This window comes from Larkinella fluvii (genome assembly GCF_051857545.1).
In the GTDB taxonomy this organism is placed as follows: Bacteria; Bacteroidota; Bacteroidia; order Cytophagales; family Spirosomataceae; genus Larkinella.
Genome location: NZ_JBPZHB010000001.1, coordinates 615,019 through 641,855, shown reverse-complemented (window position 1 = coordinate 641,855; position 26,837 = coordinate 615,019). Strand labels below are relative to the sequence as shown.

14 protein-coding genes are annotated in these 26,837 nt (G+C 54.9%); 7 read left to right on the top strand and 7 right to left on the bottom strand.

The window, feature by feature from the left end; translation table 11 throughout:
- The first annotated feature begins 277 nt into the window (after nt 1-277).
- Complete coding sequence (locus ACS5NO_RS02610; protein WP_439413695.1) at nt 278-3,001, top strand: substrate-binding domain-containing protein; 2,724 nt, start codon at nt 278-280, stop codon at nt 2,999-3,001.
- A gap of 11 nt (nt 3,002-3,012) precedes the next feature.
- On the opposite strand, the gene ACS5NO_RS02605 is transcribed toward ACS5NO_RS02610, so the two are convergent.
- The 4 genes from ACS5NO_RS02605 to ACS5NO_RS02590 all read right to left on the bottom strand — a co-directional run bounded on the left by ACS5NO_RS02605 (nt 3,013) and on the right by ACS5NO_RS02590 (nt 15,602).
- Nucleotides 3,013-3,429 carry a LytR/AlgR family response regulator transcription factor gene (locus ACS5NO_RS02605; RefSeq protein WP_439413694.1) on the bottom strand — a complete coding sequence of 139 codons (417 nt, stop codon included), beginning with the start codon at nt 3,427-3,429 and terminating at the stop codon, nt 3,013-3,015.
- 138 nt (nt 3,430-3,567) lie between these two features.
- Nucleotides 3,568-3,879: a hypothetical protein gene (locus ACS5NO_RS02600; protein WP_439413693.1), complete on the bottom strand. Its 312-nt coding sequence runs from the start codon at nt 3,877-3,879 to the stop codon at nt 3,568-3,570.
- Between the two features lie 181 nt (nt 3,880-4,060).
- Complete coding sequence (locus ACS5NO_RS02595) at nt 4,061-11,383, bottom strand: putative Ig domain-containing protein (protein WP_439413692.1); 7,323 nt, start codon at nt 11,381-11,383, stop codon at nt 4,061-4,063.
- A 190-nt stretch (nt 11,384-11,573) separates the two neighbouring features.
- Nucleotides 11,574-15,602, bottom strand: coding sequence for a hybrid sensor histidine kinase/response regulator transcription factor (locus tag ACS5NO_RS02590; protein WP_439413691.1), 4,029 nt, complete (start codon nt 15,600-15,602; stop codon nt 11,574-11,576).
- Between the two features lie 145 nt (nt 15,603-15,747).
- Between ACS5NO_RS02590 and ACS5NO_RS02585 the strand changes: the two genes are divergently transcribed.
- Both ACS5NO_RS02585 and ACS5NO_RS02580 read left to right on the top strand, forming a co-directional pair.
- Nucleotides 15,748-16,206, top strand: a complete 459-nt coding sequence (locus tag ACS5NO_RS02585) for a GNAT family N-acetyltransferase (protein ID WP_439413690.1) — start codon at nt 15,748-15,750, stop codon at nt 16,204-16,206.
- Nucleotides 16,207-16,209: 3 nt separating this feature from the next.
- On the top strand, nt 16,210-16,800 hold the full coding sequence (locus tag ACS5NO_RS02580; protein ID WP_439413689.1) for a YdeI/OmpD-associated family protein: 591 nt from the start codon (nt 16,210-16,212) through the stop codon (nt 16,798-16,800).
- Nucleotides 16,801-16,808: 8 nt separating this feature from the next.
- On the opposite strand, the gene ACS5NO_RS02575 is transcribed toward ACS5NO_RS02580, so the two are convergent.
- The 3 genes from ACS5NO_RS02575 to ACS5NO_RS02565 all read right to left on the bottom strand — a co-directional run bounded on the left by ACS5NO_RS02575 (nt 16,809) and on the right by ACS5NO_RS02565 (nt 19,247).
- Nucleotides 16,809-18,152, bottom strand: coding sequence for a Gfo/Idh/MocA family protein (locus tag ACS5NO_RS02575; RefSeq protein ID WP_439413688.1), 1,344 nt, complete (start codon nt 18,150-18,152; stop codon nt 16,809-16,811).
- A gap of 190 nt (nt 18,153-18,342) precedes the next feature.
- Nucleotides 18,343-18,810 (bottom strand): RES family NAD+ phosphorylase, encoded by a 468-nt coding sequence (locus tag ACS5NO_RS02570; RefSeq protein WP_439413687.1) that lies wholly within the window; start codon nt 18,808-18,810, stop codon nt 18,343-18,345.
- 2 nt (nt 18,811-18,812) lie between these two features.
- Complete coding sequence (locus ACS5NO_RS02565) at nt 18,813-19,247, bottom strand: Xre family toxin-antitoxin system antitoxin (RefSeq protein WP_150876730.1); 435 nt, start codon at nt 19,245-19,247, stop codon at nt 18,813-18,815.
- 285 nt (nt 19,248-19,532) lie between these two features.
- Here ACS5NO_RS02565 and ACS5NO_RS02560 point away from each other — a divergent pair, with 285 nt between their 5' ends.
- The 4 genes from ACS5NO_RS02560 to ACS5NO_RS02545 all read left to right on the top strand — a co-directional run bounded on the left by ACS5NO_RS02560 (nt 19,533) and on the right by ACS5NO_RS02545 (nt 26,837).
- Nucleotides 19,533-20,858 (top strand): sugar porter family MFS transporter, encoded by a 1,326-nt coding sequence (locus tag ACS5NO_RS02560; RefSeq protein WP_439413686.1) that lies wholly within the window; start codon nt 19,533-19,535, stop codon nt 20,856-20,858.
- A gap of 46 nt (nt 20,859-20,904) precedes the next feature.
- Nucleotides 20,905-21,798 (top strand): carbohydrate kinase family protein, encoded by an 894-nt coding sequence (locus ACS5NO_RS02555; RefSeq protein WP_150876732.1) that lies wholly within the window; start codon nt 20,905-20,907, stop codon nt 21,796-21,798.
- Nucleotides 21,799-21,847: 49 nt separating this feature from the next.
- The gene (locus ACS5NO_RS02550) at nt 21,848-25,006 is read left to right on the top strand and encodes a SusC/RagA family TonB-linked outer membrane protein (protein ID WP_439413685.1); all 3,159 of its coding nucleotides are present in this window, start codon (nt 21,848-21,850) and stop codon (nt 25,004-25,006) included.
- Nucleotides 25,007-25,118: 112 nt separating this feature from the next.
- Nucleotides 25,119-26,837, top strand: coding sequence for a RagB/SusD family nutrient uptake outer membrane protein (locus ACS5NO_RS02545; protein ID WP_439413684.1), 1,719 nt, complete (start codon nt 25,119-25,121; stop codon nt 26,835-26,837).

Below are 26,837 nucleotides of genomic sequence, written 5' to 3'. Positions count from 1 at the left end.
GAGAAGATCTGGGATCTGGCAGGGAAGCGGCTTTCTGGCTGGCAAGGTACTATATTTTTAATTCGCTTCCCGGCAAATAAGTTCATTATCTCCCGCATTGCCTTCAAAAGAAAAGCTTAGTTACCTTTTTAGCCGCTTCTACGGATTTTTTTCCGAATAGAACGAATCTGTCAGTGCCCAAAAGTCCCTGAAAACCGGGCCGACGCAGAGTTTGATTTCACACAGAATACCCCTACTTTTGATTAGGCTGGACAAATAGCATTAATGACAGAAAAAGATGAAATATAGTCTCTTTTTTCTTTTCATCTTCTTTTTGGGGAGTTCCTGTTCAAAACCGCAGGACAAGAAATTTACCATTGGCTTTTCGCAATGCACCGGCGCCGATCAGTGGCGGCAAACCATGCTCAGTGACATGAAACGGGCACTGTCGTTTCATCCCGATTACACCCTGTTGTATGAAGATGCGGGCAACAGCACCGAGAAACAAATCGCTCAAATTCAATCACTTACCAGCCGGGGAATCGATTTACTAATTATCTCGCCCAACGAAACCGCGCCCATTACCAAAGCCGTCGATGCCGTTTTTAAGCAAGGCATCCCGGTTATTGTCCTCGACCGGCGGATCGATTCGGAATCCTACAATGCCTACATCGGGGGCGACAATTTCGAAATTGGGCGGCTGGCTGGTGCGTTCATCGGCAATCACCTCAAGGGAAAAGGCGCCGTGATCGAGGTAAAAGGGTTGGCCGGTTCGTCGCCCGCTCAGGAACGACACCGGGGTTTGCAGCAACAACTCGCCCGGTTTCCCGGAATCCGCGTGGTGGCCGAACTGGACGGCGAATGGGAACGCGACACCGCCCGCCACCGGGCTGAGGCCAACCTCGCAGCCCTTCAAAAAGCCGACCTGGTTTTCGCCCACAACGACGTCATGGCCCTTGGCGTCTACGAAGTCTGCAAACAACACGGCCTGACGAATCAGCTTGAGTTTGTCGGAATCGATGCCCTGCCTGGTCCACAAGGCGGCATGCAACTCGTGACCGACGGACTCCTGAAAGCGTCGTTTCTGTATCCAACCGGCGGGGAGGAAGCCATCGAAACCGCCGTGCAGGTGTTGGCTGGCAAAGCCGTTCGGCGCGAAACGACCCTGAATTCGATCCAGATTGACGCATCCAACGTGCGGGCCATCAAAGCCCAGAGCGACAAACTCCTCAGCCAGCAGCAGGATATTGAAAAGCAAAGCCAGCGAATCGACGAATTAAAACAGACGTATCTGACCCAGCGCAACACGCTGTATGTCACCCTGGCCAGTTTGTTCGTGGTCATTCTGCTCGGGGCCTGGGCTCTGTATCTCGTCCGGCAAAAACAGGCCGCTTACCAGATTCTGGCCAAACAAAACGTTGAAATCAGCGAACAGAAAGATCGCATCGAAGCCGTATCGGCCCAGGCCCGGCTGGCAACGGAGGAAAAACTGCGGTTTTATTCGTACATCTCCCACGAGTTCAACACGCCCCTCAACCTGATTCTGACCCCGGCCGAAGACCTGCTGGCGAAGAAAACCGTCAACCCCTACGAACTCAAGGCGAATTTATCGCTCATTCGAAAAAACGCGTACCGCCTGTTGCGGCTGGTTGATCAGATGCTGGATTTGCGAAAAACCGACGCCGGCAAACTGCTTTTGCAGGCCGGCGAACAGGATCTGGTGGCGTTTATCCGGGACATTGTGAGCGATTTTCGCCGAAAAGCCGAGAAAAACCACATCGACCTGCAATTCATTCCCGCGCAATCGATGCTCATGGTGTGGTTCGACCGCGAAAAACTGGATAAAGTGCTGTTCAATCTGCTGTCAAATGCGTTCAAATACACCTCGAAAGGCGGGCTCATTCACGTTCGGGTCGATCTGTGCGACAACCGGGCGCGGATTCAGGTGCAGGACAACGGGGCGGGCATGAACGCCGAAGAACAGGCCCACGCCTTTGATTTGTTCTATACGGCTCCCAAACACTTTAACCTCGGCAACGGCGTCGGGCTGGCCCTTTCGCGGGAATTTGTTCACCTGCATTACGGCGAAATAGACGTCCGCTCGGAGAAAGACCAGGGTACAACTTTCACCATTCTGCTGCCGCTGGGCAATGCGCATCTGGACCCGACCCAACAGGAAGAAATCCCCGGTACCCGCACGCTGCCCCTGTTGCTGGACGACGACGAAGGAACGCTGACGCCCGCCACCCCTGTAGCCCCGGTTACCCGAAAAACCGGTACACTGGTGCTCATCGAAGACCACGACGAATTGCGGCAGTACCTGACCACCCGGCTCAGTGAAGAATTTGAGGTTGTGGCCGAAACAACCGCCGAAAAAGGCTGGGAGACCGTTCTGGAAACCGTACCCGACCTAATTATCAGCGATGTTATGCTGCCGGGCATGGACGGTTTGCAACTGACCCAGCGCATCAAGAGTGACTTCCGAACCTCGACCATCCCGGTTATTCTGCTCACGGCCAAGGGCCAGATGGAAAACCGCATCGAAGGCACCCGCGCCGGAGCCGATGCCTACATCGCCAAACCGTTTCTGATTACGTATTTGCTCGAAACGATCCGGACGGCGTTGAACAACCGGGAAAAATGGCAGAAACGGTATATGGGTGATTACCTGACGAAAACCGAAAACCGCCAGGAGAAAAAGTTCCTGAACGAACTCACCGCCCTCATCGAGCAGAATCTGGCTGATCCGTCGTTTGGTGTCGAGCAACTGAGCCGCGAAATGGGCGTTTCGCGCGTTCAGCTCTACCGGAAAGTACAGGCCATGCTCGATAAAAATGTCAATGAGTATTTTACCGAAATCCGCCTGAAAAAAGCCAAGGTATTGCTGGTGGAGACCAACAAAGCGATGTCGGAAATCGCCGGTGAAACCGGTTTTAGCTCACCCGCCTACTTCACGACGTTTTTTAAGCAACACACCAAACAGACCCCTTCCGAATACCGCAAATCGCCAGTTGGGGTTTGAAGCTCTTCGGATCAGGAATCGGTCTTCAGTTGTTTATAAAGCTCCCGGATGGCCAGCCACCGCCGACGCGAGATGGGTAGCGCCACACCCGACCGCAAATGAATCAATCCCCCTTTATCCGGATAAATCCGTTCCATGCGCTCAATGTAGCGGATGTTGACAATGCAGTTGTGGTGTGGGCGAACAAACAGTGCATCGGGCAATTGGGGTTCGTAGTATTTTAAGGTCCGGGGCAGCAGCAATCGTTGCCCATTCTTCCAGTGCAGCCAGCAGTAGTTGCCGGTGGCCTGTAAAAACATCAGATCGGCTACGGGAAGGCTGATCGGCCCCGTTTTTCGACAGTGCATCGTGAGCATGCTTTCGGATGGGTTAAAGGTCAAATCGGCTGATTGACTGATCGGGTTGCCGGCGTAAAAAGGTTGGGGCATAAGTACGTGAATAAGGGAGCCATTCATTCCTGCAAAAGAGCCCCGATTCCCCCTTTTTCAGTTAACGCATTTCGGACATCCTTTTCCTCATTTCAGACATTCGCCCCTTTTTAGACCCATGCTCCCATAAAAAGCATTTTAAGCCGTTTTGAGGATCTTCAAAAACGTATCCGGTGCCACCCTTTCAGCCGTGGCCAACGCCCTGCGGGGCGGAGACGAATCCATTGATTTTCCTCTTTTTTCGTGGGAAGGAACGCCCATATACACGTCACACAAGAAACCGTGATCCACGTGGCAAACCGCTTCGTGGTTCACCGTTTGAACGACTGCCAACAGCATGGCCTGACCACAAAGCAGACCCCAAACAAGCAGACTCAAGCCTGAAACCATCGACGTCAGCCTCGTCCGACAGGCTTGAAAAGGGCGGCAAAAACCGGCGTTGTTTTGCATAGCACGACCGAAAAGTGGTGAAAAAATGAACGTGTTTTTCTACCACAAAGCTGACTTTCAACGGCCAATTTGTGTTAACCCAAATCCGACATTCTTTTGCTCATTTTCGCCAAATGATCCGCCCGACTAAAAAAAGATTTTCCGGAAAGCGGGCGGCAACGGTTGCCGCCCCGCTCCCGCTTTAATTGGTCTTCAAAACGGTTATGGTTTTGACCTGACCCGTCACCTGCACCCGCACCACCAGCAACCCCGCCGATTGGCCCGTCACCGATAACCGCGCCTGTTCCACTATACCCGCCCGGCCCACGTGGTGTTCACCGACAAACCGCCCCTGCACATCCATCACCTGCACCGTCAGTGGCTGTCCCTCCGCCCCCCGAATCACCAGATCCAGGTGATCGTGGATCGGGTTGCCCAAAACCGCCACCTCCAAAACCGGTTTCTGTTCGGCCGACAAGCGCGCTCCGGCACACTGATAGGCTTTTGGCGAGCCTTTCAGCACGAAGCTGGAGCCCAGCACCCGGGCCAGCACCGGTGTGCCGTTGGTCACACTGCCCGGGGGCGTAAAGTTGTAGGCATGAGCCCCGTTGCCCTTACCCGCATCCTTCAGATCCTGCCGGTAGATGTTGGCCAGCGTGCTGCCCAGAACCGTGGTGGTTCCCGGACTGCTTTCGGTGTAGAATTCTACCGTCAACGGCGCGTTCGGTTTGTTGCGATCCCAGACCCAGCCCCGGATGCCGCCACAATCCAGTTTGTCCAGATACCCTTCGAAACTGCCCGTTACCGTCGTCGTCTCGGCCGGGTTGACCGTCAACTGAAAGCTCACGCTGTTGGAAGCCCCTGGTCCGTCGGTGGCTTGATAGGTCAGCACGAACGTCCCCGATTCCGTGGGCGTCCCACTGATGATGCGGGTGGGCATCTCCAGGCTCAACCCCGCTGGCAAACCGCTTAGATTATAGCTCAATGATCCACCTTCGGGGTCCGTGAAAGCCACCAGAGTTCCCGAGAAAGGCACGCCCACCTGAGCCACCAGCGGAGCAATCAGCACCGTCGGCGTTGGGGGTTGGGGCGGTTTATTGCCATCCGGGCTGGTATTGGATTCACAAATCAACACCTTTGGCGAATCTTTCAGCACGAAACTATTGCCCGTTACGCGGGCCGAGAGGCTGTGGGGCAAACCGTCTTTCAACGCATCGGGAATGGGCCAGAAGAACGCATGACGCCCGTTGCCCTTGCCCGCATTGAGCAGATCCTGCCGGAATTCACCCGCCGGAATGGTCGCAATTACCGTAGTCCCGTCCAAAATATCGATGGTGATGACGGCATTGGGTTTGTTGCGGTCCCAGACCCAGCCCCGGAAGGTGGCGCAGTCGGCTCCGTAAATAAACCCGTCGAACGAACCGGTAACAGCAGGAGCCGCCACGACGACCGTCACGCTGGCGGGGTCACCGACACAGTCATTCACGGTACAGGTAGCCTCATAGATAAATGTACCGGGTGATGCCGTCGTAACGGTAATGGGCCCGGTTCCAGTGGAGCCCCCTGGCCCGGTCCAGGTGAGTGTACCCGCACAATTGTCGGCGGTTAACGTTACCGGGGGTGCACCCTGCGTAACGGTGGTGCTGGTTAAGTTGGGAGCCGACGGCGATACGATATTGCTGCTAACCTGGACACTGGCCGAGGCCGTACAGCCGCTGGCGTTCGCTACCGTGACCGAATAGGTACCTGGACTACTGACCAGCACCGTGTTTGTTTCACCGGGTGTACCCACGACGCCACTGCCGCTGGTAAACGTGTAGCTAGTGCCGCCCGAAGCGGTGAGAGTGACTGAGGTTTGTCCGCAGGTTAAAGGCCCGTTATCGACCAAGGTCGCCACTGGCAGCGCATTTACTGTCAGGAATTGGGTGGCTGTTGCCCGCATTCCGTTGTTGATCACTTCTAGCTCGAAGGTTTGCCCCGATGCGGGAGCTGGTATGGTCTGACTAAAGTTCGGGTTGCTGCTGGTGCCGGTATACAGAATGTCTTCGTTGGAGAGGGAGGTAAGCGTATAGGAATAGCTGCCGGTTAGGTTGGCAATGGTGGCGGTAAACGTCACCGGGCTACCCACGCAAACCGCAGTGGGGCTGGGCGCAAAACCGCTGATGAAAGGCGCGGCTTGCCCGACCGTTATGGTATACGCCGAACCCAGGCCCGAACAGCCGTTGTTGCCCGTGGCCCGAACGGTGATCGTAAAGCTGCCGCTCTCGGTGGGTGTTCCCGATAAAACCCCGGTTGTTGCCAAACTGAGTCCGCTGGGCAAGGTGCCACTGGCCACCGAATAGCTGTAGGGTGATGTGCCGCCCGACGCCGTAAAGGTCTGGCTGAAAACCGTACTTACTGTGGCTGTCGTTATGGCCGGATTGCTCACTGTGGGCGCCGAAGGGACGTCATTCACCGTCATAAGCAACGTTCGTACACAAGCAGGATTGTCTGACGACCGCGCCTGGATAAAGTACTGGCCTGGCGTCAGGTCACTGAACACTCCGCCGGGTTGCCAGTCCGTACCGTTTCGCGAATATGAAATCTCCCCGCTCCCGGTCGCACTCACACTGATCGTGCCCGTTGGTAAGGCACACGTAGGCTGCGTAACACGATTGCCCACAAAAGTAGGCGGGGCCACAACCGTTAGCGTGGTCGTGGCAGTCACGACCGGACAGCCACCACTGGCGGGAACGGTGTACGTAATGGTATAACTGCCAGCGGGGCTGCTGCTGGGCGTCACGTTTCCCGAACTGCTATTGATTGAAAGGCTCGACGGATGGCTGCTGTAGGTTCCGCCGTTGCTCCCCAGGCCCGAGCGCGTGACCAGCCCCAGATCACTGGTATTGTTGCAAAATACCGTATTGTTATAACCAATGGACGCAGTCGGCAAGGTCGTCACGGTCAGCAATGCCCCCTCCGAATTGGTTCCTCCCCCCCCGTTGCTGACCACGCAGCGGAAGTAATAACCGTTGATTCCTGAAACCGACGAGATCGTCAGCACTGGCGTATCGGTCCCGCTGTAACCGTCTGAATTCGACAGGTTGTTGGGAAAATTGAACGTATGATCGACAGACCGCTGCCACCGGTATGTGGTGGCATTGCTGGCCGCTACGGAAAAACTCACCGGACTCGTGCTGCACACCGTCTGCGAAACTGGCTGGGTGTCAATAGTAGGCGTCTCCACGCCCCGGGTGACCGTCACCCGGTACGTTTTGGTCGTTACACCATCCTCCGCCGTCACCTGCACCTCGATGGAATTGGCCCCCACCGTGAGCGCCAGCGGATCAGAAGCCGCGCCACTGGCTACAGAACCATAACTCCCGCCGTTGACCCGGACCTGAATGCCCGCGTTGCTGTTTGCTGAAGTAGGCGTCACCGTCAGGCTACTGGTGGCATTGCCGACGGTAGCCGAGTAACTGGTAACACTTGGAAAAAACGCCGTCGAGAAGCTCCCGACGCTCAGGGTGAGGTTCGACAGGTCGGCACTACCCGATACAACAGACGTACTGACCGAAGCCGCGTTGTTATCCGAATTGGGGTCCGTTATACCAGACGATACCGTTGCGGTGGTCGTCAGAATATTGCCTTCCGATCCCGGCACGGTTGTCACAACCAGCGTAAAACTGGCGGTACCAGCGGTTGGAAAACTGGCCCGACTACAGGAAACCGTCCCGGTTGTCCCCACCGACGGCGTCGTACAACTCCAGCCATCCGGTGCGATAAGCGAAAAGAATGTGGTGCTGGTCGAAAGCGGAATCGACAATTGCACCGCGCTGGCGGTGCTGGGTCCCAGGTTGCTGACCTGTCCGGCATAGGTAAGGTTATTGCCCGCACCAACCGGATCGGGGCTGTCGGAAAAAGTAACCACCAGATCGGCCGAAGATGTCAGGGTATTCACATCCGTGGCACTGTTGTTATCGGGATTGGGGTCGGTTATACCGCCGGGCGTACTGACCGATGTGGTATTGGACAAACTGCCGGTTGAAGTCGAACTGGTTTCACAAACCGCCACGTAGGTCACGGAACCGCCCACGGGCAAATTCACCTGCTGGCTGATGTTTCCGGTTCCGGATCCCGTCCCCGATGCTCCACCGGCAAACGTCGCCGTCCAGGCTACCGAGGTGATGGAGACCGGAAAATTATCGGTCACCGTTGCCCCGGTTACCGCCAGCGGTCCGGCATTGCTGACGGTAATGGTGTAGGTGGTCGGGGAGCCGGGAGCCAGACTTGAGACGCCGTCGGTTTTGGTAATGGATAAATCGGCGGAGGGGGCGTCTCCTACGATCAGTACATACGCCGAACCCAGGCCGGAGCAGCCGTTGTTGCCCGTGGCCCGAACCGTGATCGTGAAGCTGCCGCTTTCGGTGGGTGTTCCCGATAAAACCCCGGTGGTTGCCAAACTGAGTCCATTGGGCAAGGTGCCACTGGCCACTGAATAACTGTAGGGTGATGTGCCGCCCGAAGCCGTAAAATTCCGGCTGAAAGCCGTACCCGCTGTCGCCGTTGTCACGTCGGGATTACTTACCGTGGGTGCTGAGGGAACGGCATTGATCGTGAAGCCCAGATTTCGTGTACACGTGAGGTTGTCGGACGAGCGCACCCGAATGACGTACGAATTGGGCTCCAGCCCGCTGAACAAGCCGCTGCTCTGCCAATCGGTGCCGTTGCGCGAGTACTCGATGGTGCCGTTGCCCGTCGCCGTTACGCTGATTGTTCCCGTTGGGATGGCACAGGTCGGCTGGGTAACCGCGTTGCCCGTCGCCGTGGGCGGGGCCGTAATCGTCAAAGTGGTCGTAGCCGTCACGACCGGACATCCCCCGTTGGCCGGTACGGTGTAAGTCACCGTGTAACTTCCCGGTGTACTGCTCCCGGTTGTTACGCTGCCTGAACTGCTGCTGAGCGATAAACTCGAGGGACTGCTGCTGTAAGTTCCGCCGTTGTTGTTGAGCCCCGAGCGCGTTACCAACCCCTGCGTGCCACCGGTGGTACATAAGAGCGGATTGATATAGGAAATAGTGACGGTCGGAAGCGTCGTTACCGTGATGGAAGCTCCATTTGAGTTCACGGGACCTCCTTCGTTGCTCACCACGCAGCGGAAGTAGTAGCCATTCTGGGCGGAAACCGACGAGATGGTCAGCACCGGCGTGTCGGTACCACTGTAGACGCCCGAATTGGAGAGGTTGGAAGGAAAGTTGAAGGTATTGTCGGCAGAGCGCTGCCACTGATAGCTGGTCGCATTGGTGGCAGCTACCGAGAAACTAGCCGGACTGGTGCTGCAAACGGTCTGCGAAACCGGCCCGGTATTGATCACGGCAACCGGAATAGCGGTTACATCCAGAATATACGGTGCTCCGACGCCCGAACAGCCATTGTTGCCCGTGGCCCGAACGGTGATCGTGAAGCTTCCCCCCTCCGTGGCTGTTCCCGATAGAACGCCCGTTGTTGCCAGCGTCAAACCCGTGGGCAAAGTACCACTCGCCAGCGAATAACTGTAGGGTGCCGTGCCGCCCGACGCCGTAAAGTTCTGGCTGAAAGCAGCCGCCGTTGTCGCCGTCGTTATGGCCGGATTACTTACTGTAGGCTCAGAAACCGCATTCAATGTGAACGTGATGTTTCGGGTACAGGTGAGATTGTCTGACGAGCGCGCGCGAATCGTGTAACCACCCGGATTCAATCCACTGAAGGTTCCGCTGGATTGCCAGTCGGTCCCGTTGCGCGAATACTCGATGGTGCCGCTGCCCGTCGCCGTTACGCTAATCGTACCCGTTGACGTAGCACAGGTGGGCTGGGTGACCGCGTTGCCTGTAAAGGTCGGCGGGGCCGTTATTGTCAGCGTGGTCGTGGCGGTCACTACCGGACAGCCTCCCCGCGCCGGTACGGTGTAGGTAACTGTATAACTACCCGGCGTACTGCTCCCGGGCATTACTGCGCCAAAATCACTGGTGAGCGAGAGACTGGAGGGACTGCTGCTGTAGACTCCTCCGTTGCTGTTGTTGCCCGAACGCGACACCCCCTGCTGACTACCGTTGGTACACAACAACGAATTGGCATAGGAAATCGTAGCCGTGGGTAAGGTCGTTACGGTCAGTAGCACCCCTTCCGAGTTGGTGGATTCTCCGCCGTTGGTCACCACACAGCGAAAGTAGGCTCCATTTACATCCGAAACGGATGAGATCGTCAGCACCGGCGTGTCGGCACCGCTATAAATACCGGTATTGCTAAGATTAGAAGGAAAGTTGAAGGTGTTGTCGTAGGAACGCTGCCAGCGGTAGCTCGTCGCATTGCTGGCGACGACCGAAAAGCTGACCGGACTGCTGCTGCACACGGTTTGCGAAACCGGCTCTGTGCTGATCGTCGGCGGAGAAGCCATACTGTACGTAAACGGAACGACATAGGAACAGGCATTGCCCGAGGGCGTAATTTTGGCGTAAAGCGTCTGCGATCCGGCAGGCAGACCCGAAGGGGTAAAGGTATTGGGCGCAGTAAACGATCCGGCCGAAGTCGTTGAGGTAGGTTCGGTATAGATACCGTTAACCGTCATCGAGTAATTGCCCCCGTAAGTAAATATCGGACTTGGATGATCATTGACCTGAAGCTGATTATTCGTAATGGTACCCGACAGCGATCCGTACTTCAAAACACCATTATTGGTAAATGAACCACCCGAACGGGTCAGCGTACCGGCGATCTGAATAAGTCCCGCATTGGTCGTTGTAGCGTTGGTGTTGTCAAAATTACCGGCCGCCATGATAATTTTACCGCAAGCCTGGTTAATAATGGTGCTGGCCACTGAGCTGGAAATCCCGGTACCCGAATTGATATTGAATGTCCCGCTATTGGTTAATGCGAGGGTTCCTGAATCCATTAATAATGCACTCCCCATCCCCGTATAGTTGATCGTCCCCTGGTTGATCAGGTTCCGGCTACCCAATCGATTAAGGTCAATTCCGGCACCATTGGACATCATATTTATCGTGCCTGTTGATGAATTTGTAACCGTACAGGCTCCATCCTGCTGATCGGCCAATTCAAAACATCTGTTAAAACTATTGATTACAATTAATCCATGGTTTGTAACTGTTGATGCAAAGGTGACAACAAAGGTGCCACCCACAGCCGTACCTTCTGCACTCTCTATTCGTATGGTTCCGTTGTTGATTAACTCTGCGTTGTAGATAGCACCTGACAGACCGTCGGAGCCTCTCAGGTTCAGAGTCCCGCCACTGTTTATGGTAAGGCGTGATCCGGCGTTGATGTACAATAAGGTGACCACGGTGTTCGTACCGTTACCAATCACCGGATTGTTAGACGACGCATCGATAATTGCTACGTCTCCACTGGCCGGTACGCCCGAAGGACTCCAGTTCGAGGCCGTTGCCCAGTCAGTACTGGTTGCGCCGGTCCAGGTGCGGTCTGTGGCAAACAGGTCATGTGAAACAAAGAAACCCAGTACAAAAAAAAGGACGTAAATGATTGATTTCATAAAAACAGGATATGCGATTGTTGAAAATAAGCAGAAACCAGCCAGGCATTTCGGCCACAAATGTGACATCATATGACCAATTCCTATTAACCCAAATCCGACAATCCTTAGCTCATTTTTACCAAATCAATTGGAAAAGCATAAAAAAAGCCCCTGGCGGGGCGGAGAAGTTCCAACAAAGCAGACCCATTCAGATCTGTGCATAGCTAGAAGGCAACACGCCATATTTATCCTGAAACACTTTCGTAAAATACGACAGACTCTCGAAGCCCACCTGATAGGCCACTTCCGACACCGTGACATTACCCAGTCGGAGCAGCTCAGCCGCGTGATCCAGTCGTTGATTCCGGATAAACTCCACGGCGGTTTGGTCGGTCAGGGCTTTTAGTTTGCGCACCAGTTGCCGCTGGCTCAGGTTCAGTTCTTCCCCAAGCTGCTCCACGCTGAAATCACTTTCGGCCAGGTGTTGTCCGATAATTGCTTTCGCTTTTAGCAAAAAAGCTTCTTCCTTCGATTTTGCCGGCTCATCAACTGGCAGGATCACGGTTCCCCTTCCACTAAAATAGGCCCGCAAACGGCTTTGATTCTGCAATAAATTCCGCACTCTGGCCACAATTTCAGCCTGAATGAAGGGCTTGGTCAGATAGGCGTCGGCCCCGATTTCAAAGCCTTCGATGCGGTCTTCGACGGTGGCGCGGGCCGTCAGCATGACCACCGGAATGTGGCTGGTGGCTTCCTGGGTTTTCAACGCCCGGCAAAACCCGAACCCATCGAGCCGGGGCATCATCAGGTCGCAAATGACGAGATTCGGCAACAGGGCGGTGGCTTTTTCCAGCCCTTCCTGCCCGTCGGTGGCTTCGACAATCTGGTAATCGGTTTCAAAAATGCTCCGTACATACAACCGGATGTCGACGTTATCATCGACGATGAGCAAAATATTCTCCGGACGGGCCGATTGCAAAAGCGGATGGGCCTGCCCCTGAATCCGGGGCAAAGCGACATCGGCTTCCAGCCCTTTCCGAACCAGGGGCAAGGTCACAATAAAGGTCGTGCCAATGCCTTCGGTGCTGGTGGCGGTGATGGTTCCGTTCAGTACCCGGACCAGTTCGCTGACCAGCGCCAGACCGATGCCGGTGCCTTCGTAAGTTCGGATGGATGGGCGATCGACCTGATAAAACCGCTCGAAGATGCGCCCCAGATGCACCGGAGCAATCCCGATACCGGTGTCCTCGACTGTGACCGTTACTTCCTCTTTTCCCGACGGACCCGAATAGTTTACCGCCATGTGCACTGCCTTCCCGGACGGCGTAAACTTAAAGGCATTCGAGAGCAGGTTGGTGACAATTTTTTCGAGTTTATCCTGGTCAAAATCCGCCCGGAAAGTCGACTCGTTTTGCAAAAAGCTGAACGTTATTTCCTGACTTTCTGCCAGTGACCCGAACGAACTGGCCAACATGCGAAAGAAGGCGGCAAGGTCGCCGGTGCGCAATTCGGGGCTGAGTTGTCCCGCTTCAATTTTGCTCAGGTCGAGCAACTGGTTGATCAGGCTGAGCAGCCGGGTGGCGTTCCGTTGAATGAGCGGAAACCGGACGTCGTGGGCATACTCCTGCACCAGTTGTTCGATGGGACCCAGAATCAGCGTCAGGGGAGTCCGGAATTCGTGCGAGATGTTCGTAAAAAGCCGGGTTTTGAGCGCGTCCAGTTCGGCCAGCCGACTGGCTTCTTTCTGTTCAAAAACAACCTGCTGCCGGAGGATCAATCGCTGAATCTGAAACCGGTACAACTGCCAGCCAATCAGAGCCAGCACCACCAGATAAAGGGAATAGGCCCACCAGGTGCGGTAGAACGGCGGACGAATCCGAATCTGGAGTTCGACGGGGTTGCTCCAGACCTCGCCGTCGGCCGACCCCATCATCTCAAACCGGTAGCTGCCGTCGGGCAGATGGGCGTAATTGGCAAAGCGATTGGTACCGGCCTCCACCCAGTCCCGGTCAATGCCTGTCAGCCGGTAGCGGTAGCGGTTTTTACCGGAATTGATGTAATCCATCACCCCGAATTCGAGCGTAACCAGATTCTCATCATACGCCAGTTCGAGCGTTGGTGTTTGTTCGATGGCCTGCGACAGTATGCCTCCGGGGCTGCCTACTTCAACCGTTTCATTGTTGATTTTCAACCCGATGATGTTCACCAGCGGTTTGTCCGGACTCGTCGCGCCGATTTCTGCCGTCCGGAACGTTGTCAATCCATTGATGCCCCCGAAGAGGAGTTCGCCGGATGCGGTTTTAAAGTACGAGCTGGTATTGAATTCATCGTCCTGCAAGCCGTCGGCTTTGGTGTAGCTGCGAAACTGGTAGGTTTTCGGATTGAACTGGGCTAACCCCCGGTTGGTGCTCAGCCAGAGATTTTTAGAGCCATCGGTCAGAATACCGTACACCACTTTGTTGGGCAAGCCCCGGGCTTCGGTGAAATGCACGAACAACCCGGTTTGTTTATCCAGCCGCTCCAGTCCCCCGCCCTTCGTTCCAACCCAGAGGTACCGATCCGGTTCATTGGGATCGTCGATCACACTCGATACGAAATCGTTGCTCAGACTCTGCCGTTCCGTTTTGCTGTTTTTATAGATCGAAAAAACCGGTTTTGTTTGGGCGTTCATCACTTTGACGAGTCCTTTCTGCGTACCGATCCACAACGTGCCACTCCCATCAATATACAGGGCGTAGGTCTCGATGTCGGAACCGCTTTGGGGCATCAGAGACTGGTAGCTGAACACCTCGAACCGCTCGGATTTCGGGTTAAACCGGAGCAAATTCCCATTGGTCGCACCAATCCAGAGATTGCCGGCCTGGTCTTCAATGGTGTGGTTACCGAAAAAACCGAAGGCGGTGTTGGCAGGCAACGGGTATTTTTTGAGGAGTTGCCAGTCCGGAGAGAACTTGAACAAGTGCTTTTCGTGGGTTTCGAAATGGACATTGGAAATCCAGTAGGTACCCGCCCGGTCCTGCATCAGATACCGTTGCCGCCGGTCGGCTTCGGGCAGATTTTGATCCAGAAACGGCAGAAGCCGGTTGTGGGTTCGGTCGAGTTCCCAATATGAAAACTCAAACCGCACGTAGGTACGACCCTGCCGGTCGACGTATAGATTGGAGAGGGTGGTATTGGGTAAATACGAATGAAATTGTTTGATTTTGGGGTTGAATTTTCGCAGCCCGTAGCCGCTGGTTCCGAACCAGAACGTTCCGGTTCGGTCTTTCAAAACACTCGTAATGCTGTAGACGTTGGGCGGAAAAGCCACGAAGGCCTTCTGGGCAGTCAGACTGTCCTGCCGGAAAAGCTCGGCGGGCGACATCAGCCACATGTGGTCGGCGGTGGCGATGGCGATGGTCTGCGCATCCATCGCGTATAACTGCACCCCGAAATACTTTTTTTTGGGCAACGCAATGGTTTTCAATTGCCCTTTGTACCAGCCTTTGATGTGATCACTGGTCGAAGTAAACAGAAATCCCTGGCGGGTGTCTTCATACACCGAATGCAAATCCAGCACCTCATTTCCAAACAGACTCAGTTTGGTGGCCTGCGAAGGATTTCGCCAGTTGAATGAAAAAACGCCATAAGCTGCGCCCAGTAATCCCTGTCCGTCCGGTCGAAAATTGAAATAGAGGGATGACGCATTGATCTTTTTCTCCTGTATGGCAATGGGCTGAATCCGAACCTGTCGCGTCAGGTCCGCCTGACCCGGCAACTGATTCCGGAGCGATGCCGGTAAACTGATTTTGAAGATCTTGTTGGTGTACGTTCCCACCCAAATGTTGCCTTCGGGGTCTTCGGCCAGGGTGCGGACCTCATAGTTCCCCGCATTCACACTCGTCTGGTCGCTGATGTTGATGTGGTAAAACCGCTGCGTTCGGTCGTCGAACAAATTCAGCCCCTCGGTGAAAGTGCCCACCCAAAGCCGCTGGCGGCTGTCGATCAGCAAGGCCGAGCAATTATCCCCCGAAAGACTAAAATCGTTGTAAGGATCGTGCGTAAAAACCTTGAAATTGTGGCCGTCGTAGCGGTTGAGCCCGTCTTTGGTAGCCACCCAAATGAATCCTTTCTGGTCCTGCTCGATGTCAAAAATCATGCTCTGTGACAGGCCGTCGGAAATCGTAATCTCCTCCCAGCCTTTCGGCTGGGCAAAAAGGGTCATCGGGAAAAGAATGAAAAAGATCAGGAAACGCATTCGAAACTGATTTTGTCACTAGTAATACGCAAAACCGTGCCAAAGAGACTTTCTAACTACAAAGGTATGCCGAAACAACACTATTTTATGAGTAAAAACCCATACAATCGTCGATTTTTGTATCAAACGACGTCTCTACTAATTTATGGAAATTACGTACCGATTAGCCACCGAATCTGACCTGATTGAGATTGTAAAAATGCTCTCCGACGACAAGCTGGGAACCTCCCGCGAACGATTTGAACTCCCGCTCCCGAAGGCTTATACCGAAGCCTTCACCCGGATTACCAACGACCCGTATCAGGAACTCACGGTGGCTGAGTCAACTACCGAAATCGTAGCCACCTTTCAACTGAGTTTCATCCAATACCTGACCTACCAGGGCGGTATTCGCGCCCAGATCGAAGCCGTGCGGGTCAAGTCGGATTACCGCGGCCAAGGCATCGGAAAAGCGGTTTTTGACTACGCTATTGAACGCGCCCGCGCCAAAGGCGCACACGTGGTTCAATTAACCACCGACAAGAAACGCCCGGATGCGATCCGGTTCTACGCATCACTCGGTTTTGTCGATTCCCACGAAGGCATGAAATTGCATTTGAGATAGATCATGGAGCTAAAAGACGGTATCCCAACATTCTATGCCCCCAGCCAGCACGACTGGCGAACCTGGCTGGAACAAAACCACGCCACCGAAAAATCGGTTTGGCTCATCATCTTCAAAAAGGAAACCGGTAAACCGAGCGTGTATTATTCGGAAGCCGTGGACGAAGCCCTGTGTTTTGGATGGATCGACAGCAAAGCCAATACGCGGGACGCCGAGAGTTACTACCAGTTTTTTGCCCGACGCAGCCCGAAAAGCAACTGGAGCCGCGTAAACAAAGAAAAAGTCGAACGGCTGAACGCACAGAATCTAATCGCCGAAGCGGGTTTGAAGGCCATCGAACTCGCCAAACAAAACGGTACCTGGACCGCCCTGGACGACGTTGAGAACCTCACCATTCCCGAAGATTTACAAGCCGCCTTTGAAAAAAACAATCCCGCGTTCGAGAACTGGAACAAGTTTGCCCGTTCTGCCAAACGCGGGATTTTAGAATGGATTCTAAACGCAAAAAAAACGGAAACCCGGCAAAAAAGAATCGACGAAACCGTTCGACTGGCCGCTGACAACCTCAAAGCGAATTTTCCGAAACCAAAATAGCAAATCGGTTAGATCGGTGGTTCCCAGCCTTTTTCATACTCCCGGCTCCAGAGTTTCATGGCTTCCTTATCGCGGATGTGTCCGTTTTTCGAGTCGATGTCCAGCGCCTTGTTGGTCCGGAAAGAGATGTTGGCCAAGTGACAAAGCAGCGTGCTTTTGGCGCCATCGTCGATGGTCGAATTCTGCTTTTCTTTCCCGCGAATGGCGTTGAAGAAGTTCACGACGTGCCGGGTCGACATGTCACCGCCACCGCCCAGTGCCGTGCCGGCTTCCGACCCTTTCGATTGGCTGTCTTTCACCATCTTGCCCTCGCGGTTGTATAGCCGGTAGCCGTCGCGGTCGACGTACACACTGCCGTTGCTGCCGTAAATGACGGTGCCCCGGTCGCTGCCGTAGGTTTTATAGCCATTCCGGCTTTTGCCGTCCCACTTGATGATTTTGTTGCCCGGAAACCGGAAGGTAGCGTCCATCGTATCATACATGGTCCAGCCATCCTCCAGAAAATGCCGTTTGGCAGCTTCAACTGCTACGTGCTCCGGAAATTCTACCTGCAACGCCCAGCGGGCTACGTCCAACTCATGCGTCGCGTTGTTGCCACTCTCGGCGGTTCCGTAATGCCAACCGTACCAGTGCCAGTTGTAATCCCAGGTGTCGTGCGTATACGGTCGACGCGGGGCCGGGCCCTGAAACAGATCCCAGTCCAGCCCGGTCGGAACGGGTGCCGCTTTCGGCAGGGGTACTTCGCCCCGGTTGGCGGTATAAAACGCAACGGCTTTGAAAGGGGTACCGATGGCGCCGTTGTGAATCTGGCTGATCACGTCGATCGACTCCAGCGCCGAGCGTTGCTGGTTGCCCATCTGAATGATCTTGCCGTATTTTTTCTGGATTTCGACCAGAATTTCACCTTCCCGGGGGTTTTGGCTACACGGTTTTTCGACGTACACGTGTTTGCCCGCCAGAACGGCCAGCCACGTTCCCGGTGCGTGCCAGTGGTCGGGCGTCGCGTTGATCAGCACGTCCACATTTTTGTCGGCAATCACCTTCCGAATGTCGTTTTCCAGCTTCGGTTTGTAGTCGATAAACTTCGAAAATTTCTGAAGCCCCGCTTCCCGCTGTTTTTGCATGACGTCACACAAATACACCAGCTCGACATTGCTGTCTTTTTTCGAAATGGGCTCGTAATACGCGCCCAGCCGCCGACCCAGTCCGGCAATGGCGACGTTCAGCCGCTCATTGGCCCCGATCACTTTGGCGTAACTTTTGGCCGACAGGCCTGTCGCCATCCCACCAAAAGTAATTCCGGCGGTGCTTAGGGCGGCTTTTTTAATAAAATCTCTTCTGGAGTTCTCCATTGAAAACAAGTTGCTTAAGATTGATGGATGCTGATACGTTGGCCAAAACCGTTGAAAACTCCAGCCATCCAGTACAGTATAAAGAAGCCAACTGGTCAAGAAAAATACTGTCTTTGCTACTGATTTTCAACATTCGGTTTACGCTTTTTCGGCCTTAAAGCCGCGGACAAAATGGAAAGCTGGCAGGACATCATCCATTCCGCAACCGGGGATCGATCACCAGATCCGATTCTGCAACGATTCGAATATCGGCAAACTGAGGGTGACTGGCGTGCAGGAGGTAGTTGATTCCGGCTGGTAACACCGACGAAGGGACTCCCAAAGCCAGCGTATCCGGTTTTGTCAGCCAATCCTGAAGGAGGTATTGGCTTCTGGCATAGGTGTTTTCGTTCCAATACGGCAGCAACTCCTCCGGCTTCACCATGCGCTGGCTGTTTTCAGGAATTTCCAGCGTGAAAAGACGATAGGACGGCAAGTGTTCGTAAGGTACCTGCGGCATGTGAACCTGGATTTCTACCAAAGCCAGCGCGGGATGCTCGGCGGTGTAGAGAATACCGACACCGGGTGGATTCCAGCGGCCGCCGTTCAGCCGGGTTCCTGCTACATCCAAAGGCCGGTCGGCGTATTTCTGGCGGACAACGCGATACACCAACGCCATGCCTATCCGAAAATACCGTGATCGATTCGACCCAACACCCGATCAACCAGCGTATAGCCCGTAACCGTATCCAGGGTTTGCAGTGGAGTCTGGTTGTCAAGTTCTCGTAATGGTGTACGAAGCCACCCCAAAACCGTTGCCGTCCGCTGATCGAAGGTATCCAGCGCATGATACAGCAGATTTTCGAGCAGCAGCAACCGCTCGGAAGCATCCTGACTGATCCGCTGGTCGGTTTTCTGACGATGCAGGTAACTGGCGGATAAACCCAAAGCCGCAGCGACCTCTTTGTCGGTCAAGCCCACAAGCTGAGCCACCCGATCGGCTTCCGACCGCAAAACGCCCTGTCGACTGCGCGCAATAATCTCCTGCTCGGTAAACGAGCGAGAGGGAGCGAGTTGATTCCGAAAAGAACCCGGAGTAGAAGCGACGGTAGCCATACGAGTGAACTTTTTCACTAAGATAACTACACAAGTTCACTTTGACAATTTTCCATTTTCGATTTCCTACACCAACCGCCCCGGCATTCCCTGAATCAAAATCAAAAAACCGTGTAACAAAATCGAAAAGGTATCTCTAAAAATAATCACAAATATCTGAAAATCAACGTTTTAAAATTATCACTTAATTTGAAATAATTAGAACAATTCCCGCAAGTCCGCTCCGGTGGCTTTTGGTAGCTTTGGTTCATGATCGGCATTTAACCGGGATTTACCCTGTCAGACATGAGTCAAAAACAACGCATCTTCTTTTGGTCAATCACAGCCGCGCTGGGCGGTTTTCTCTTCGGATTCGACACCGCCGTGATCTCCGGCGTCGAACAATCGCTGCAATCGTTGTGGGGACTGAGCGTGTGGGAACACGGACTAACGGTTTCGATGGCACTGATTGGAACTGTCATCGGCGCGATGTCGGGCGGTATTCCCGCCGACCGGTTGGGCCGTAAAAAGACCCTGTTCTGGATCGCCATTCTGTACCTCGTTTCGTCCATCGGAACGGCCCTGGCTCCCGACTGGAACATCTTTCTGGTGTTCCGGTTTCTGGGCGGTTTGGGGGTGGGGGCCTCGTCGGTGGCCGCGCCCATGTACATCACCGAAATCTCCCCGGCCAAATCCCGCGGGCGGCTGGTCGCGCTGTTTCAGTTCAATGTCGTGCTGGGTATTCTGATTGCCTACCTCTCCAACTACCTGCTGGCGGGGATGGGGGCCGAATCGTGGCGCTGGATGCTCGGCGTTCAGGCGTTGCCCTCGCTGATTTTCCTGATTGCGGTTCTCAATATTCCGGAAAGTCCGCGCTGGCTTTTGCTCAAGAAAGGCCGGGTTGAAGAAGCCCGTGAAGTGCTTATCATGATCGATCCGGCAACGGCGGGTCAAACGCTGCTGGCGCTGGAACTCAGTGCCGCCCAGACCCAAACGAAAGCCCGGTTATTTTCGTCAACCTACAAAACACCGATTACGCTGGCGGTTTTGTTTGCGATTTTCAATCAGGTTTCGGGCATCAACGCCATCATTTATTACGCCCCCCGGATTTTCGAAATGACCGGTTTAGGCAAGAGTTCAGCCCTGCTGTCGTCCGCCGGTATTGGCTTGATCAACCTCATTTTCACGCTGATTTCCCTGAACCTGATCGACCGGTTTGGCCGCCGGACGCTAATGAAAATTGGCTCGGTTGGTCTCATCCTGACGCTCGGGCTGGTTGCGCGCGCCTTTTACGTACAGGATTTCAGCGGCATGACGGTACCGTTTCTGCTCTTTGGCTACATCGCCTTCTTCGGTTTCTCTCAGGGCGCGGTGATCTGGGTGTTCATTTCCGAAATCTTCCCGAACGAAGTCCGCGCCAGCGGGCAGGCGCTGGGCAGCTTCACGCACTGGTTGATGGCGGCTATCATCACCTTCACGTTCCCGTATCTGGCCGAAAAACTCGGCGGAGGAAACACCTTCCTCTTTTTTACCGCCATGATGGTGTTGCAACTGCTTTTTGTCGTGCGGCTCATGCCCGAAACCAAGGGCACCAGCCTCGAGCAAATCGAAAAGACTTTCGTCGTTCATTAACACCACCCGAACCACGCACTACCTCACCCTATTACGCTCTATTCCAATGACACCTTTAATTACCTGCTTCGGCGAAATTCTTTGGGACGTATTGCCCACCAGCAAACAGGCCGGTGGAGCGCCCATGAACGTCGCCGTCCACCTTCGCAACTTCGGACTGAACGCCCAGCTCATCAGCCGGGTGGGCAACGACGAACTTGGACATGAACTGCTGGAATTCGTTGCCCAAAAAGGCCTGCCGCTCGACCGCATCCAGACCGGGCAGTCACACCTGACGGGCGTTGCCAAAGCGAACATCTCCGACTGCAACGAAGTGACGTACAAAATCGTCCAGCCCGTGGCCTGGGACTACATTCAACTGGAACCGGGGCTGCTCAAAACCGTTCAGCAAAGCGCGTTTTTCATTTACGGCAGTCTGGCCGCCCGTAGTCCGCAAACCCACGAAACGCTGCTGGCTCTGCTGGCGGTGGCCCCCCGGAAAGTCTTCGACGTCAACCTTCGGGCTCCTCATTACGAACCGGAAACCGTTCTGGAACTGCTGCAACAGGCCGACATCGCCAAACTCAACGAACACGAACTGAGCGAAATCACCGGCTGGTTCGGCGGCCCCGCCGACGCCAAATCGGCGATGTATGGTCTTCGGGAGCGGTTTAACCTCGAAAAACTGTGCGTAACGCTCGGCGAAAAAGGAGCCTTTCTGCTGGACGAAACCGGCTTTGTCCACCAACCCGGTTTTCCGGTCGAGGTGGAAGATACCATCGGCAGTGGCGACGCTTTTCTGGCGGCTTTTCTCTACAAAACGCTGCAGGGCGAAACCGCCCAAACCACCCTCGAATTTGCCTGTGCGACGGGCGCGTACGTCGCCACCCAACGGGGTGCCACGCCCCCGGTTTCGGAAGAAATACTGGTCAAAAATGCCTTCTGGAAAGAACTGATTTAACGCTGTATTCCCTACCATCCTGATTCCTATGATTTTAAAACGTACTCCCATGAACTTAAGAAAAACGCTGTTTATCCTGACGGCCCTGTTGCTGATCGGACCGTTGGCCTGGTCCCAGCGCAAGCTCTCGGGCTCCGTCCTGGATGCCAAAAATAACGAGCCGCTGGTGGGCGCCAGCATCGTCGTTCCTGGAACGACCACCGGTACTTCGGCGGATGCGGAAGGCAAGTTTTCGCTCACAATCCCGGAAAGTTCAACCTCCATTCAGGTGTCTTTTATCGGGTATCTGACCCAGGAAGTGCCGGTCAAAGGGCTTACGACGGTGACGGTTTCGCTGGTGTCCGGCGGACAACTCGATGAAGTGGTCGTTTTGGGCTACACCACCGCGCGAAAAGAAGATCTGACCGGGGCCATCGCCGTGATCGAAGTGGCAGCCACCAAAAACACCAGTTCCGGGAATCCCATGCAGGCTTTGCAGGGCCGCGTGCCGGGTTTGTACATTGAAAAATCGGGAACGCCGTCGGGCGACGCCAGCCGGATTCTGATTCGCGGTGCCAACACGTTGGGCAACAACGATCCGCTGTACATCATCGACGGAATGCCGACCAAGCGGTCGCAGGTGTTTCAGAGCCTGAACCCCACGGCCATTCAGTCGATTCAGGTGCTGAAAGATGCGTCATCGGCGTCCATTTACGGGTCGCGGGCGTCGAACGGCGTCATCATTGTGACGACCAAAAACGGAGCAAATTCCGACGGCAAGCTGAACGTTCAGTTCAATTCCAGCATCTCGGCGCAAACCGAAAAACCGCAACGGTTCAAGATGCTGAACGCCGTGGATCGCGGGCGGGCGCTCTGGCAGGCGTCGGTCAACGACGGCGTCGATCCGGCTTCCGGCTACGGCGACATCTACGGTTTCGACTGGAACAAAAACTTTCAGAATCCGGTCCTGAACAGCGTTACCGTCAAACCGTTTGTCGGGGGCGACCAGAATGTCCCGGCGGGCGATACCGACTGGCAGAAAGAAGTCTACAAAACGGGCTACGTCACCAACAACGACCTGACGATTACGGGTGGAACCAAAACCTCCTCGATTCTGGTCAATGTGAGTTACCTGAATAATTCGGGGATGTTGCGTTACACGGGGTATGACCGGCTGACGGGCCGCATCAACGGACTGACCAGCAAATTCGACGGCCGGTTCAAATTTGGGGTGAATCTACAAATGACCAGCTCCCGCGAAACACCCATCGCGACCGATCTCGGCGGAGCGCCAACCCCCGGTCTGGCCGTGACGCTGGCTCCGACCATCCCGGTGTATACCAAAACCGGTGACTATGCCGGACCGATCGGTTCAGGCTACTCCGACCGAAACAACCCGTTGTTTATGCAGTACATCAACCGCTGGGACAAGATCAACCGGACGTTCGTATTTGGCAACGTTTTCACCGAAATCGAACCCCTCGCCGGGCTGGTTTTCCGGTCGTCGCTGGGGATGGATAATGCCGGCTATTCCAACAAAAACATCGAGCAATCGTTCCAGAACGGTTTCATCGCCCGCTCGCTCAACAGCCTCACGCTCAATACCAACAAGTTTCTGAGTCTGACCTGGACCAATACCCTGCGGTACAATTTCGCGCTCGGCGACCATAATTTTAAACTGCTGGCCGGGGTCGAAGCCATCCGGGATAATCTGAACGATGTGACATCATACCGGGAAAACTTCGCCGTTCAGTCGGAAGAGTTCTTTGTGCTGAGTGCCGCGTCGGGCAACGCCAGCAGCAACGGCACCTCGACCGGCAGCCGCCTGCTCTCGCAATTTGCCCGGATCGACTACGGTTTTTCGGATCGCTACCTGGCGGCTGTGACCCTGCGCCGGGACGGTTCCTCGCGATTTGGTGCCGACAACCGCTACGGTTTTTTCCCGTCGGCTTCGGTTGGCTGGCGGATCGACAAGGAAGCGTTCATGAGCAACGTTCGGGCGATCAGCAACCTGAAACTGCGGGCGGGCGTCGGTCGGATTGGCAACCAGGACATCGGGGATTTGGCCCGGTTTGGGTTGTTCGAACCACGCTACGGAACCCTGGCGTCGCAGGTGCCGAATGGTCACAACGGTTTTTTTGATCAATACTGGAACGTGGGAACGGCCTACGATCTGAACGGGGCCGGTGCCGGAACCCTCCCCTCGGGCTTCGTGCAAACGCAGGGTGAAAATACCGCCCTCAAGTGGGAAACCACCAATGAACTGAACGTGGGTCTGGATTTTGCCTTCCTGAACGGGAGTCTGGCAGGGTCGTTTGATTACTTTACCCGGGGAACCAAAGACATCCTGATCAAACCGCCGGTCGCATCGGCGGTGGGTGAAGGGCAGTTAAAATTTGTGAACGGAGCCACCAAAACCAACAAGGGCTTCGAACTTTCGCTGGCCTATTTTGGCAAACCCATCGGCGATTTTACCTACAGCATCTCGACGAATTTTGCCCGGTTCCGCGACAAAATAACGGTTTTGCCGGAAGAAGTTCGCTCGGCTTTTGCGGGCAATGCGGTTACGACCATCATCGGGCATTCGCAACTGGATCTGTTCGGCTACCGCGCCGACGGTATTTTCCAGAATCAGGAAGAAGTGAACAGCCACGCGACGCAGGTGGGAGCCGCTCCGGGCCGAATCCGGTACCGCGACCTCAACGGCGACAAGAAAATCGACGCGCTGGATCAGGAGTTTTTCGGAACCACACTGCCCGGTCTGGAATACGGAACCCGCATCGATCTGGGTTACAAAAACTTCGATTTCTCGGTCTTCGGATCGGGGATTGCCGGCCGGACCGGTTTCGACTCCTACACGTTCTACAATAACTTCATCCGCGGACGCGACAACGTCGGACCGGGAGTTTTCAACGCCTGGAGTCCGCAGAATACCGCATCGACGATTCCGTCGCTGACGCTGTCGGATGGCAACAACGAGACGCGCACCTCGGATTATTTCAATGTCAACACCTCGTATTTCAAAATCCGGAATGTGCAGGTGGGCTACACCTTCCCCAAAGATGTCATCGGGAAAGTGGGGCTGACGAGTCTACGCCTGTACGGAATGGTCGAAAACGTGTTCTGGCTGAAAAGCAAAACCTTCCTGGGTCCCGATCCGGAGCGGGTCGATGTCAACGCCGTCGCCGTACCGCGTACGTTCACCTTTGGTTTAAATGTGTCATTCTAACGTTTTCGGTTTTCGGTTTACAGTTTTCGGTAGCTGACGAACGAACAAGAACGCGTCAGCCAACCGAAAACGGCAAACCGAATACCGTAAACCGCTCAAAAGCCTTCAAATCATGAAAAATAAAGCACTTTCCCTTCTTCTGATTGCCGCCGGAACGTTACTGACTTCCGCTTGCAAAGACTTTCTGGAGTACGAGCCACAAGGCACACTTTCGTCCGACAATGTCAAGAGTGCCGCGAATGCCGATGCGCTCGTCACAGCGGCTTATGCGTCCATTGGCAACGGCGAAATGATCGGCCCCATCGCCAGCATGTGGGTCTACGGCAGCATCCGGTCCGACGATGCCTACAAAGGCGGTGGTGGGGTGGCCGATCTGGAAGACCTCAACTTCTACGAGCAGCACAACCTGACGCAACCCCAGCAGGGGGGCGGTTTGTATCACCCGTACACCTGGGAGAATTACTACAAAGCCATTTCCCGCGCCAACGTGGCCCTGCGTTCGATCACGGCCCTGACCGATGCGAGTTTTCCGGAGCGGAAAACCCGGCTGGCAGAGTTGCGATTTTTGCGGGGACACGCCCATTTCATGCTGAAAATGCTGTTCAAGAACATTCCGTACATCGATGAAACGCTGTCGAACGAGCAGATTCTGACCGTTTCGAACCGGGCGATGACCAATGATCAGTTGTGGGACAAAATTGCGACGGATTTTCAGGCTGCGGTGGACAATCTGCCCGAAAAACAGACGCAGGTGGGCCGCGCCAACAAACTGTCGGCGGCTGCGTATCTGGCCAAACTGCGGTTGTATCAGGCTTACGAACAGGACGATAACAACAAGGTGACGAGCATCAATAAAACCAAATTGCAGGAAGTCGTGAAGCTGACTGATCTGGTGATCAACTCGGGCAAATACAACCTGCAACCCGATTTTGCGGAGAACTTCCTGCCGGAATTCGACAACGGCGTCGAGTCGGTTTTTGCGGTTCAGTATTCGATCAACGACGGAACGACGGTGGGGCGGCTCAACTTCGAAACCGGGCTAAACTACCCCCACGGCGCTCCGCAATACGGCTGCTGCGGTTTTCACCAGCCCAGCCAGAACCTCGCCAACGCTTTCGGAACCGATGCCAACGGGTTGCCCAAACTCGATACGTTCAACGATGCCGTGATCGATTTCAAAACCGCCACCGTCGACCCGCGTGTGGACCACACCATCGGCATCGACGGCCACCCTTACAAATATAATCCGGCTATTCTGTTCAGCAACAGTTGGGTGCGCGATCCGGGTGTCTACGGTTTTTTTCAGAGCATGAAAGAACAACAGGCCGCGACCAGTTCGACCTATAAAAAGCAGGGGCCGTTTATCGGTACGTCGAAAAACATCGACATCATCCGGTATGCGGACGTGCTGCTCTGGCAGGCCGAAGCCTACATCGAACTGGGGCAACCAGCGCTGGCCTTACCGCTGATCAACAAGATCCGGGCGCGGGCAGCCGCCAGCACCGGGCGCACCAAAAAGGCGGATGGCACCAACCCGTCCAACTACCTGATCAAACCGTATGAGGCCACGAACTGGACACAGGCCTACGCCCGGAAAGCCCTGCAGTTTGAACGGCGGCTGGAGTTTGCCACCGAAAGTCCGCGCTTCTTCGACCTCGTTCGCTGGGGCATTGCCGAACCGACGCTGAATGCCTACATTGCCAAGGAGAAAACCCGGCGGTCGTTTCTGAGCGGAGCCAAATTTACGGCGGGGCGCGACGAATACCTGCCGATTCCGCAGCGCGAAATCAATTTTACGAAGGGTCTGTATCAGCAGAACCCCGGATTTTAA